Genomic DNA, 12,343 nt, shown 5'->3' with positions numbered 1-12,343 from the left:
CGGTTGTCTACCCCTCATCCGGGTTGCACACCCGCCCGGCCCCCGCCGTCGACGCGGCCCGCTCGTCGGGCGCGTGCCCAGGGGGTTTGCGAGGGGTCCGGATCATCCGGCACGGTGGCGCGCCGGTCACCCCGCTCACCGCTCCCCGCTCCCCGAGGTGGTTGCCGTGCCCTTCACCCCTGCCCTGACCCTCGACGCCCTGGTCCACACCGGCGTCGCCGTGGCCGTCATCGTGGTCGTGGCCGTCCTGCTGCGGTTCGTCATCAACCGCGTCATCGGCCACGTGGCCAACGGCGCCGGCGTGCCGGGCCTGCTCTCGCTGCTGCGCCGCAGGCGCGGGGTGACCGACGCCGACCGCATCCAGGCGTTCGGCTCCGCCCGGCGCGCCCAGCGGGCCCGCACGGTGAGCTCCGTGATCCGCAACGCGGCCAGCATCCTGATCTTCGGGACCGCGTTCATGATGGTCCTGGGCCAGTTCGGCGTGAACCTCGCGCCCGTGCTCGCCTCGGCCGGCGTCGTCGGGCTCGCCATCGGGTTCGGCGCCCAGAACCTCGTCAAGGACTTCCTGTCCGGGATCTTCATGCTCCTCGAGGACCAGTACGGCGTCGGCGACCACGTCGACCTCGGCGACGCCGTCGGCACGATCGAGCGCGTCGGCCTGCGCACCACGACGGTCCGCGACGTCACCGGGATGGTCTGGTACGTGCGCAACGGCACGATCGAGCGCGTCGGCAACGGCTCGCAGGACCACGCCGTGGCCGTCCTCGACATCCCGCTGGCGCTCGACACCGACGTCACGCGTGCCGCCACGCTCGCCGAGGAGGCCGCGGACGCGGCGATCGACGAGAACGGCCACCGCGGCGACGTCCTGGACAAGCCCCAGGTCCTCGGCGTCGAGTCGCTGTCCGCGTCCGGTATGACCCTCCGACTGACGGCTCGTACGAAGCCGGGTCGCCAGTGGGCCGTCCAGCGCGCGATGACCGAGCGTGTCGTCGCCGCGCTGCGCGCCGACGAGGTGATGCTGGCGGCGTGATCGCCGCTGTGACGTCAGCCGGAGACGGGCCTTCCGTCGCGCGGATCCCGTCCCGGCGGGCGCACGATCGAGACGTGATCTCCCGTCGCGGCCGCCTGGCCGGCGCGCTCGTCGTCGCGGCCCTGGTGGCCGGCTGCTCGACGGGCGGCTCCGCGCCCGCCCCGGCGCCGGCACCCCCGCCGGTGACCGCGGCGCCGACCACCACGACGGTCCCGGCGCCGGCCCCGGCCCCGGCGCCGGCGCCGGAGCCGTCGCGGGCCCAGGCCGCCGTGGACGCCACGGCACCGGCGGCCCAGGAGCGCAGCGGCGTGACGCTCGGGGTGGCCGTCCTCGACCGCACCACCGGGCAGACGGTGGCCAACGACGAGGGCGGCACCCCGCTGCGGGCGGCGTCGGTGGCCAAGCTCTTCACGATCGTCGACATCCTCACCCGGCGTGAGGCGGGGCAGCTGCAGACGACCGAGGCCGACGAGCAGCGGTTCCGTCGCGCGCTGAGCCTGTCCGACGACGAGGCGATGAACGCGCTGTGGTCGAGCTACGGCGGGCCGGAGGGCATCCGCCGGGTGGCCGCCGCGCTCGGGCTCGCGCAGACCAGCCCGCCCCCGGACTCGTCGCAGTGGGGCGAGGTCCGGACCTCGGCCCAGGACGTGGCCACCCTCTACGGCTACGTCACCACCCAGCTGGCCCCTCCCGACCGCGACTTCCTCCTGCAGGCGCTCGCGGCGGCCCCGGCCACCGCGGCCGACGGGTTCGACCAGGGCTTCGGCCTGCTCGACCCGTCGCGGCGCGGCACGGCGGCGGCGAAGCAGGGGTGGCTGTGCTGCTTCGGGTCGAGCGTCGACCTGCACTCGGCGGGCTTCCCGGACGCGGACGGGCGCTACGTCGTGGTGCTGCTGTCGAACCAGCCGCGGGGGTACGACGCCGCCCGCACGCTGCTCGACGACGCGGCGTCGGCGGCCCGCGATGCGCTCGGCGGCTGACCCCTAGGGTCGCGGGGGTGCAGAGCCTCGCCCAGATCGACGACTGGCCCGTCGACCACGCCGCCGCCGGGGTGGTGGCGGCCGACGGCACGGTGCGCGGCACCCACGGGCCGAGTGACCGCCGGTTCCCGCTCGCGTCGGTGACCAAGCCGATCGTGGCGACCGCGGCGCTCGTCGCGATCGAGGAGGAGGCGATCACCCTCGACCAGCCCGCCGGGCCCGAGGGGTCGACGGTGCGTCACCTGCTCGCCCACACCTCGGGGCTGGCGTTCGGCGAGCACCGCGTCGTCGCCGAGCCGGGGACCCGGCGGCTGTACTCGTCGGCGGGGTTCGAGGTGCTCGCGGCGACGATCGAGGAGGCCACCGGCATCGGGTTCGCCGACTACCTGCACGAGGCGGTCCTCGCGCCGCTCGGGATGACGGCGACGACGCTCGACGGCTCGCCCGGGCACGGCGCGACCTCGACCGTCGACGACCTCCTGCGCCTCGCCGCCGAGCTGCAGACCCCGCAGCTGCTGCACCGCTCGACCCTGGACGAGGCGACCTCGGTGCAGTTCCCCGGGCTCGACGGCACGATCCCGGGCTTCGGGCACCAGAAGCCCAACGACTGGGGCCTGGGCTACGAGATCCGCGACGGCAAGTCGCCGCACTGGACCGGCGCGACCAACTCGGCACGCACCTTCGGCCACTTCGGCCAGTCGGGCACCTTCCTGTGGGTCGACCCGGACGCCGGTGTCGCCTGCGTCGCCCTCGCCGACCGCGACTTCGGCGACTGGGCCAAAGCCGCCTGGCCCCCGCTCGCCGACGCCGTCCTCGCCGACCGCTAGCGGTTCTCAACCGGCGCGCTCGTGCGAGCGATGCGGCATCGCTGGCGTCTGACGCCAGGATCGCCACATCCTCGCCGGCGCGACACGCCGGGGTCAGCGCGGGACGACGAGGACGAGCGCGTTCTCCCCGGCCTGTTCGACGCGCAGACCGGCGTCGCGCAGGAGCGCCTGGACCCCGCTCGCGTCCTTCGGGCGCCGCCGCGACGAGGCGAGCAGGCGCGCCGCGTGGCCCTTGTGCGACTTGTTCGCGTGGCTCACGACCGTCCGCGCACCGTCGGCCGCCTCGCTGTGCACGTCGAGGGTGACGGCACCGCGCGCCGGCCCCAGCGCCATGTAGGGGCCCGAGCGCAGGTCGACGACGAGATCGTCGACGTCGGCGAGCAGCGGCATGAGCTCGGGGCGCCACGTGACCCGCAGCCCGTCACGCCCCGGCAGCGCGCTCGTCCCCGACAACCGGTACGCCGGGATCGGGTCGGTGCCGCCGACCAGGCCGAACAGCGCCGAGCACACGACCAGCCGCTGCCGGGCCGCGGGCGTCAGCGACCGGGCGTCGAGCGCGTCGTAGAGCACGCCGGTGTAGCGGCGCAGCGCCGGCGCCGTCGGCGAGGTCCACAGCGCCGCGTTGCGCGCGATCTCGTCGTCCTGGCGCTCGGAGATGTCCAGCGCCGCGAGCGAGGCCGGCAGGTCCGCGGCCAGCGCGACGACCTCGTCGACCAGCACCTTGCGCGTCGCGTTCAGCGACGGGAACGACAGCGCGTCCAGGTCGAGCGGACGCCCGCGACCGCCGGGCGCCTTGGTCTCGGACGGGGGCAGGACGACGAGCACGCCCGCGACGGTAGTCGGCCACCATGGCCGGGTGAGCGAGCGCGGCACCGACGCCTGGCGCGACGAGGTGCTCGCGTGGATCGCCGCGGTCACCGGGCGCCACCCGACCGGCGAGGTCGTCCAGCGTCACCGCGCCTGGTCGACGGTGCTGCGCGTGCCGACCGCCGACGGGCCGGTGTGGCTCAAGGAGCCGACGGCCGGGATGGCCCCCGAGGTCGGGCTGCACGCGCTGCTCGCCCGCATCGCGCCCGACGCCGTCGCGATCCCGCTGGCCGTCGACGTCGAGCAGCACCGCCTGCTGCTGCCCGACACCGGCCCGAGCGTCCGCGACGAGGGCGACGAGCCCTCCGCCGCCCTGACCGCGGCGCTGCCCCGCTACGCCGATCTCCAGCGCCGGGCGGCGCCCCACCTCCCCGCGATGCGGGAGCTCGGCGTGCCCGACGCCACCCCGCCCGCGCTCCCCGCGCGCTACGAGGAGGCCCTGGCGACGATCGGCGCTCACCCTCGCCGCGACCTCGTCCAGCACTGGTCCGACGAGCTCGCCGGCACCGTCCCGAGCACGGTCGACCACCAGGACCTGCACGTCGGCAACGTCCTGCGCGACGGGCGTTTCGCCGACTGGGGCGACGCCGTGCTCGCCCACCCCTTCGCGAGCCTGCTCGTCGCGCTCGGGTCGCTGCGGCGCACGCTCGGGGTCGACGCCGAGGACCCCGCGATCACCCGGCCCCGCGACGCCTACCTCGAGGTCTTCGACGACCTCGCCCCGCACGACGAGCTCGTCCGCTGGACCCGGACCGCCTGCCGCGCCGGCGTCGTGGCCCGCGCGCTGACGTGGCAGCGCGCCGCCGCGGACCCGCGCTTCGCCGACACGCCCCGGGAGGTGCTGGGCCTCGTGGGCGACCCCGACTGGTTGGCGGGCACCTGAACCCCGCTCCGTACCCTCGTCCGGGTGCCAGGAGTGGATCAGGGAGAGGACCAGCAGCGCTGGAAGCCCTCCCGCGCCGGCATCCTGAACGTCTACCAGTACCAGGACGAGGTGCTGGACTTCGCCGACGGACGCCTGCTGCTGCGCGGGGTCAACGGGTCGGGCAAGTCGACGGCGATGAACATGCTGCTGCCGTTCCTGCTCGAGGCGGACGTCCGCAAGATCGACGCCGCGGGCGAGCAGCGCGGGGTGCTGCGCAGCTGGATGCTGTCGGACCACGACGACACCCAGCGCACCGGCTACCTGTGGATCGAGTTCGAACGAGCGGGCGAGTACCGCACCGTCGGCTGCGGCATCCGCGCCAACCGCAGCACCGACCGCGTCGCGACCTGGTGGTTCTCCACCGACCGCCGGGTGCGGATCGACCTGCGGCTCACCGAGGCCGACATCCCGTTCTCGGTCGACGTGCTGCGCTCCGAGCTGGGCACCCGCGGGCAGGTGTTCACGTCCACCGCCGAGTACTGCGCCGAGATCGCCCGCCGCTTCTTCGGCGGCGTCGACCCGACGGCGTACTTCCGGCTGCTGCACCAGGTCCGCAACCCCCGCGTCGGCGACCGCATCGACACCGACCTGCCCCGCACGCTGCGCGAGGCCCTGCCGCCGGTGCCCGAGGACGCGGTGCACGACGCGGCCCAGCCGCTCGAGGACCTCGAGGACCACCGCCGCAACGTCACCGACCTCGCCCGCACCGCGGAGGCGCTCGACGGGGCCGTCGAGGTCTACACCGACTACGCCCGCCGCGTGCTCACCGCCGCCGTCGACGACACGGCCGGCGCGGTCAACGCCGCCCGGACCGCGGCCCGGCGGGTCGACCGGGACCGGGGCGGGGTCGACAAGGCCGCCGCGGCCCGGGACACGGCCGTCGCCGCGGTGGCCGACCTCGCCGACGAGCACGCCGAGTCCACCGCCGAGCGCGCCGGCCTCGCGGCGCTGCCCGAGTACACCGCGCACGCCGACCTGGTGCGACGCCGTGACGAGGTGGCGCGCGCCGGCGCCCACGTCGCCACGCTCGACGGCCACCGCACCCGGGCCCGCGAGCGCGTGGTCGCGGCCGCCGCCGCGGTCACCGCGGCGCGCGGGCAGCTCGACTCCGACCTCGCCGGGGTCACCGAGCACCTCCGCGCGGTCGCCGACGCGGCCCGCGCCGCCTCGGCGCCCGGGGTGGTCGCGCAGCTGCCCGACCCGCCGGTCCCGGCCACCGAGCCCCGCCGCGACGAGGCCGGCGAGACAGCGGTCGACGTGCCGGCCGACCCCGACGACGACCCCGCCGGCGACCTCGACCCGACCTCCGCCGGCGACGCCCTGCGCGCCCACCGCAGGACCGTGCGCGAGGTCGCCGAGCACGCCCGCGGCGTCCGCCGGGCGACCGAGGCCGCCGACGCCGCCGAGTCCGCCGCCGGCGACGCGCGGGCCGCGCACGAGGCCGCCGCCGAGCAGGCCGCCGCCGCCCGCCGCGCCGCGCGCGCCGCCGCCGACGAGCACGCCGAGGCGATCGCCGGCTGGACCCGGCGCCTGACCGCGCACGTCGCCGACGCGCCGGCCGCCGAGCCGGGGGGCGCGCTCGGCTGGCTGACCGTGCCGGCCGCGACCGGCGAGGAGCCCGGCGACGACCTGCGCCACGCCGCCGACGCCCGACGCGCCCGCGCCCACCAAGTGGCCGACGACGTCACCGGCACCCTCGACGCGGCCCGCCGGCGGGCCGCCGCGCGCCTCGAGGAGATCGACGAGGAGCTGACCGGCCGTCGCGCCGAGCACACGCGCGTGGCGTCCGCCGGCGAGCTGCCGTTGCCCCGCGCGTCGTGGCGCGCCGACGACGACGCCGCCGACGGGGTGCTGCTGGCCTCGCTCGTCGACTTCCGCGAACACCTCGACGACGCCGAGCGCGCCGGGCTCGAGGCCGCCCTGGAGGCGTCGGGCCTGCTCACCGCCCACGTCGACGGGGACGGGACGCTGCGCGTCGGGGACCTCGTCGTGGCGGCGTCGGACCCTGCTGCCGGTCCGGCCCTCGACACCCTGCTCGCGCCGGTCGACACGGGGGCGGTGCCGGTGGACGCGGTGGCCGGGGTGCTGTCGTCCCTCGGCACGACGGCCGGTCCCGTCCGCGTCGCCACCGACGGAAGCTTCGCCGCCGGCCCGCTGCGCGGCCGGCACGCGAAGGCGGCGGCCGAGCACGTCGGCGCGGGCGCACGGGCCCAGGCCCGCGAGCGGCGCCTCGCGGAGCTGGCCGCGCGGATCGCCGACGCGCAGGCCCGGCGGGACGGCGCCGGCGCGGTCGCCGAGGCGCTCGAGACCCACGCCGCGGCGTGGCGCCGGCTGGTCGCCGAGCTGCCCGGCACGCGCGGCGTCGACGACGCGGTGGCCGCCGCGACGGGCGCGGTCCGCTACGCCGAGGGCGCGCAGGCCCGGCACCGCGAGCTGACGACCGCGGCGGCCGACGCCCGCCGCCGCGCCGACGAGGCCTGGGCGGCGCTGTCCCGCACGGCCTCGGAGGCCGGCGTGCCGACCGCCCCCGAGCGGCTCGACGGCCTGCTCGAGGCGGTCGTCGACGCCGAGCGCGGGCTCGCCGCCGTCGACTCCGCGCGCGACCGCGTGACCCGCACGGCCCGGTCGTGGCGCGAGGCGATCGCGGCGTGGGAGCGCGACGCCGCCGACCACACGACCGCGGTGTCGGAGCACCGCGAGGCGAGCGGCCGCGCGGCCTCGGTGCGCACCGAGCTGACCACGATCGAGGAGTCGCTCGGCGAGGAGCCCGCCAAGGTCGCCGCGCGCGTCGGCGAGCTCGACGAGCGCCTGCGCACGATCGCCGGGCGCCTCGAGGAGGCCCGCGAGGCGCAGACCGCGGCGGCGGTGGCGCTGTCCCAGGCGGAGATGACGCTCGAGGAGACCCGTCGGGCCCTCGACGACAAGCAGCACGCGGCGCGGTCGGCGCGCGCCCGGCTCGCCGACGCCGCCGCGGTGCCGGGGCTGCTGCAGGCCGCGGAGCCGGCGGACGACCCCGACGACGAGGACGCCGCGCCCGAGCCCCTGCCCTCGGTCGCCGACACCGTCGAGGGCGCCGAGGAGCTCGTCGCCGCGCTGCGCGAGCGGCTGCCCGCGCCGCGGAGAGCGGTCAGCGAGGACGCGCTGGAGAAGGCCCTGCGCGCCGCGCGCGACGAGCTGGCCAGCGGCTGGGACATCGAGAGCCGCCGCGGCGCCGACGGGATGCCGCTCGCGGTGCACGTCAGCGGACCGTCGCGGGCGGTGCTCGCGCAGATGGTGCACCGGGTCGCGGTCCAGCGCCGGCGCGCGACCAGCCTGCTCTCCGCGCAGCAGGACCAGGCGCTGCGCAACCTGCTGCACGGCCGGATCGCCCGCGAGGTGGCCGACGCCCTGTTCGCCGCGCGCGAGCTCGTCGACCGGATGAACCGCATCCTGCAGGGCGTGACGTCGAGCCAGGGCATCGGCGTGCGGCTCGACTGGCGCCCCCGCGGCGACCTCGACCCGTCGACGGCGACCGCGCTGGAGCTGCTCGGCGTGCACCCGGACCTCCGGTCGGCGGACCAGGACGACCAGGTCCGCGAGGCGGTGAAGACGCTCGTCGAGCAGGCGCGCGTCCGCGACCCCGAGGCGTCGTACCGGTCGGTCATCGGCGAGGTCCTCGACTACCGCACGTGGCACGAGATGCGCCTCTACCTGCGCCGCCCGGGGCGCAGCGACGAGCTGCTGACCCGGCGGACCACGCTGTCGGAGGGCGAGAAGAAGCTGGTCACGGTGCTGCCGATGGCCGCGGCGGCCGCCGCCAGCGCCGCCGCGCACGACCCGCACCACGTGGGCGCGCCGCGCCTCGTGCTGCTCGACGACGCGTTCGCCAAGGTGTCCGAGGACAACCACGCCAAGTTGTTCGGGCTGCTCGTGGACCTCGACGTCGACTTCGTCGTCACCTCGGAGCGGCTGTGGGGCACGCACCCCGACGGTCCCCGCGCTGGCGATCACCGAGGTGCTGCGCGACCCGGAGCTGCGCGCGATCGCGCTCGTGCAGTACCGGTGGGACGGCGCGGCGCTCGAGGTGCGCGCGTGACGGGAGACGACGAGCAGCGGAGCTCGACCCATCGAGCCGGCGTGCGCACCAGCGTCTTCGCCTACGTCACCGAGTCCCCGGAGTACCGGGCGATCCTCGCGGTGTTCGCCGGGACGTTCTTCGCCGAGCTGACCCCGGCCGAGGTGACGGCGCGCCTGGACGGCGACCTCGACGAGGCCACCGTGACCGCCCGCCTCGAGGCGCTGCGGGGCTGGGGCAACCTCGAGGTGTCGGCGTCGGTGGGCCAGGTCGGCACCGTCGAGGACTACTACCGGCGCCGCAACCGCTACCTGATCACGCGCGTCGGCCAGGAGGTGCACGACCTCGTCGAGGGCGTGCTCGCGCAGGTCGACGACGTCCGCGACGTGTCGCTCGGCCGGCTCGACCAGCTGCGGGCGGGGCTCGAGGCGGTCGTGGCCCTGGACCCCGCGACCGCGCCCCCCGACCGGCTCGCCGAGGCGGTCCGGGCGGTGTTCGACCCCCACGTCGCGTTCTCCGCGGAGATCACCCAGTTCTTCGCGGCGATCAACCAGTGGCAGTCGCGCTTCGACCTCGACGAGGACGAGTTCGCGTTCTTCTCCGAGGTGCTCGTCGGCTACGTCGGCGAGCGTCTCGAGGCCCTGCGCCGGCGGGCGCGACCGCTCGCGGCGCTGCTGGAGACGGTGCTGCCGCGCGTGCCGGTGATCGTGGAGCGGGCGGCGGACGGGCTGGCGGCGCGGGTCGCGGCGGCGGGCCTGTCGTCGGTGCGCGTGCGTCGGGAGCCGGGTGCGTCGAGCGCCGACTGGGCCAACCTCGCGTCGTGGTTCGTCGGCGGTACGGGGCGCCCGAGCCGCATCCAGGTGCTCGAGCGCGACGCCGTCGACGCCGTGCGCACCCTGACCCAGAACCTCACCCGCCTCTCGCGCACCGGCACCGCGGGCGCCTCGCGCCGGGCCGACTACCTGCGGCTGGCGCTGTTCTTCGACCGGTCGGCCCCCTCGGCGACCCACGAGCTCGCGGCGGCGGCGTTCGGGCTGGCGGGCGCCCGGCACCTCGGCGGCGCGGGCGGCGACGACACCGACCCCGTCGACGCGTCGGTGTCGTGGTGGGACGCGCCGAGCGCCCAGGTGCCGATCAGCCTGCGCGAGCGCGGCGACGCCACCAGCCGCGGGCGCACCAGCCGCGTGCAGGACCGCAGCCAGGAGCGTCGCCACCTGCTGGCCCGGCGCGCGGAGGCCGAGAAGCGAGCCGCCGCCGCCCGCGCCGAACTGCTCGAGGCGGGCGCCGAGGGCTTCACCGCGCGCCTGTCCGAACCCGCCCTGCGCGAGCTGCAGCGCGTGCTGGCCCGCGCGGTCGCCGACCTGGGGCCGGCGGCGGCCGAGGGCACCGTGGCGCTCGACGGCGTCCGGTGCACCGTCGCCCGCGCGCCGGGCACGTCGACGACCGTGCCGACCCACGCCGGCGCCCTGCGCGTGCGCGACCTCACCCTGACCGTGGAGCCGGCGCCGTGATCGCCTTCGTCGGGCGGGCGCACACGGTGAGCGCCGCCCGGAGCGATCCGCAGCGCGAGGGCGAGCTCGTCACCGCGACGCGGGCGCTGCTGACGCGACCCTGGCGCACCGTCGAGCAGGACCCCGAGATCGTCGCGCTGGTCCGCCGGCACGCCGACGCGCTGGACGCGTGGTTCACGCAGGAGCTGAACTACCGCCTGGTCGTCACCGCCGACACGGCGCGCCTGGTCAAGGTCGGGCACGTCCCCGCCGACCGGCCGCTGCGCACGGTCGCGACGACGCCGCGCGCGTTCACGCCCGCCGAGTACACCGCACTCGCGCTGGTCCTCGCGGCGACGACGTCGGGCCCCGATCGCACGAGCCTGCGCGACCTCGTCAACGCCGTGCACTCCGCGGCGGCCGAGGCGGGCATCGTCATGGACACCGACACGGCCTCGCGCCGGGCGCTGGTCACCGCGTTGCGCTGGTTGATCGCGCACGGGATGGTCCGCGAGCTCGACCGCGGGGTCGGCCTCTACGAGCACGACGCGGACGCCGACGCGCTGCTCGAGGTCCGCAACGACCGGATGGCGCTGCTGCCGACCGGTGCGGTGGTCGGCGCGGAGTCCGCCGACGATCTGCTCGTCCGGGCGCGCGAGCGCGGGTCGGCGTCGACGGCCGCGCGTCGGCGGCTGGTGGAGGATCCCGTGGTGCTCGCCGGCGACCTCGAGCCCGCACGGTTCGCCGAGCTCCGCCGCCATGCCTGCGACGAGGCGCGCCGGATCGAGGCGCGCACGGGGCTCGTGGTCGAGGCGCGCGAGGAGGGTTTCGCCGCGCTCGATGTCGACGGCGGCTGCTCGGACCTCGCGTTCCCGGGCAGCGGCACCGTGGCGCACGGGGCGCTGTTGCTGGTCAGCGAGCTGATCTACCAGTTCCGCCCGGCCGAGGACCCCGATCCGATCCCGTGGCCGTCGGTGCGCGAGGTGCTCGCGGAGCTGGTCGGCGAGTACGGGCGGTACTGGTCCAAAGCGGCGATCGCCGACGCCGAGCGTTTCGCCGCCGACGTGGTCGGGCTGCTCGAGGCGATGGGCCTGGTGGCGCGCGAGGCGGAGGGCTCGCTGCGCGTCCTGCCCGCGGCCGCCCGCTACGCGCCGGCGGTCACGGTGGCCGAGGGCGACGACGAGGACGAGCAGCCGACGCTCCTATAACTTGCCGGTTAATGAAAGCTCTGGTTACATAGCACGGGTGTTCCCCGCCGAGGCGCTCGCCGACCCGGTCCGCCGGGCGATCGTCGAGCGCCTCGCGGACGGCGAGGTCGGGGCGGGCGAGATCGCCGCCGGCTTCCCGGTCAGCCGCCCCGCGATCAGCCGCCACCTGCGCGTGCTGCGCGAGGCGGGGCTCGTGACCTCGCGGGTCGCGGGCCAGCACCGCATCTACGCGCTCGACCGCCGCCCGCTCGCCGAGCTCGACGCCTGGCTGGAGCGGTTCCGGCCGCTGCCCGCCTCGTCGCCGCCGGGTCCCGCGAGCCGGCTCGACGCCCTCGACACCGAGATGGCGCGGGGCCGACGTGCCCGCCGTGCCGCCGAGAACGGAGACACCGATGAGCACGCCGCCGGCTGAGGTCCGCACCGACCCCGACGGCGCCACGACCGCTGTGTGGCGCCGCGAGTACCCCGATCCTGTCGAGGACATCTGGGCCGCGATCACCGAGTCCGAGCGGCTCGGGCGCTGGATCGGCACCTGGACCGGCGAGCCGCGCGTCGGCGGCACGGTCACGTTCACGATGACCGGCGAGGTCGACGCGGGCGGCGAGGTCGACGAGCCCACCGAGGTGCGCATCCTCGCCTGCGAGCCGCCCCGCCACCTCGCGATCGAGTTCCCGGCCACCGAGGACCAGTCCTGGTACCTCGACCTCACCGTCGAACCACGGGCCACCGGCGCCGTGCTCGTCTTCGCGCAGCGTCTCGTCGAGGGCCAGTCGTCCGAGGACGTCGACGCCGGCTGGCGCTGGTACCTCGACCGCCTCGGCGCGACCCTCGCCGGCACCCCGATGCCCGACTGGTCCGCCTACGCGCCCGAGCCCACGGGGTGAGCCGGCCTGGGGGCCACCTGCGGCACGCAGCGACGCGGAGCTGCCGCGCCGGAGGCGGTTGACCGACGTCGGGCG

The 12,343-nt window shown here is 76.7% G+C and carries 9 protein-coding genes; 8 read left to right on the top strand and 1 reads right to left on the bottom strand.

Going from position 1 to position 12,343, the window contains the following annotated elements:
* Window positions 1-166: 166 nt before the first annotated feature.
* From PHK61_RS13245 to PHK61_RS13235, 3 genes are all read left to right on the top strand, one after another.
* Window positions 167-1,033 carry a mechanosensitive ion channel family protein gene (locus tag PHK61_RS13245; RefSeq protein WP_274281451.1) on the top strand — a complete coding sequence of 289 codons (867 nt, stop codon included), beginning with the start codon at window positions 167-169 and terminating at the stop codon, window positions 1,031-1,033.
* A 74-nt stretch (window positions 1,034-1,107) separates the two neighbouring features.
* Window positions 1,108-2,013 (top strand): serine hydrolase, encoded by a 906-nt coding sequence (locus tag PHK61_RS13240; protein ID WP_274281450.1) that lies wholly within the window; start codon window positions 1,108-1,110, stop codon window positions 2,011-2,013.
* Window positions 2,014-2,030: 17 nt separating this feature from the next.
* A complete protein-coding gene (locus PHK61_RS13235) occupies window positions 2,031-2,840 on the top strand; it encodes a serine hydrolase domain-containing protein (protein WP_274281449.1) in 810 nt (269 codons plus the stop codon).
* Between the two features lie 93 nt (window positions 2,841-2,933).
* Here PHK61_RS13235 and PHK61_RS13230 read toward each other — a convergent pair whose 3' ends face one another.
* Window positions 2,934-3,665: a YaaA family protein gene (locus PHK61_RS13230; RefSeq protein ID WP_274281448.1), complete on the bottom strand. Its 732-nt coding sequence runs from the start codon at window positions 3,663-3,665 to the stop codon at window positions 2,934-2,936.
* Window positions 3,666-3,696: 31 nt separating this feature from the next.
* Here PHK61_RS13230 and PHK61_RS13225 point away from each other — a divergent pair, with 31 nt between their 5' ends.
* Genes PHK61_RS13225 through PHK61_RS13205 form a run of 5 tightly spaced genes read left to right on the top strand, consistent with a single transcriptional unit; the run spans window position 3,697 to window position 12,268 of the window.
* Window positions 3,697-4,590 carry an aminoglycoside phosphotransferase family protein gene (locus tag PHK61_RS13225; RefSeq protein ID WP_274281447.1) on the top strand — a complete coding sequence of 298 codons (894 nt, stop codon included), beginning with the start codon at window positions 3,697-3,699 and terminating at the stop codon, window positions 4,588-4,590.
* A gap of 24 nt (window positions 4,591-4,614) precedes the next feature.
* A complete protein-coding gene (locus tag PHK61_RS13220; RefSeq protein ID WP_274281446.1) occupies window positions 4,615-10,197 on the top strand; it encodes a TIGR02680 family protein in 5,583 nt (1,860 codons plus the stop codon).
* Window positions 10,194-11,384: a TIGR02678 family protein gene (locus PHK61_RS13215; protein WP_274281445.1), complete on the top strand. Its 1,191-nt coding sequence runs from the start codon at window positions 10,194-10,196 to the stop codon at window positions 11,382-11,384. The genes PHK61_RS13220 and PHK61_RS13215 overlap by 4 nt, the downstream gene beginning before the upstream one ends.
* Before the next feature lie 37 nt (window positions 11,385-11,421).
* Window positions 11,422-11,796 carry an ArsR/SmtB family transcription factor gene (locus tag PHK61_RS13210; protein WP_274281444.1) on the top strand — a complete coding sequence of 125 codons (375 nt, stop codon included), beginning with the start codon at window positions 11,422-11,424 and terminating at the stop codon, window positions 11,794-11,796.
* Window positions 11,777-12,268: an SRPBCC domain-containing protein gene (locus PHK61_RS13205; protein ID WP_274281443.1), complete on the top strand. Its 492-nt coding sequence runs from the start codon at window positions 11,777-11,779 to the stop codon at window positions 12,266-12,268. Before PHK61_RS13210 ends, PHK61_RS13205 begins: the two co-directional genes overlap by 20 nt.
* Window positions 12,269-12,343: the final 75 nt, after the last annotated feature.

Origin of the sequence: Actinomycetospora lutea, assembly GCF_028737205.1 — a bacterium.
GTDB classification, from domain to species: domain Bacteria; phylum Actinomycetota; class Actinomycetes; order Mycobacteriales; family Pseudonocardiaceae; genus Actinomycetospora; species Actinomycetospora lutea.
The sequence above is the reverse complement of the archived record's forward strand: the minus strand, read 5'-3'. Positions and strand labels throughout refer to the sequence as shown.

Excerpts from the sequence above, each read along its gene's own strand:
- PHK61_RS13205 (WP_274281443.1), top strand. The coding sequence starts at position 11,777 with ATGAGCACGCCGCCGGCTGAGGTCCGCACCGACCCCGACGGCGCCACG.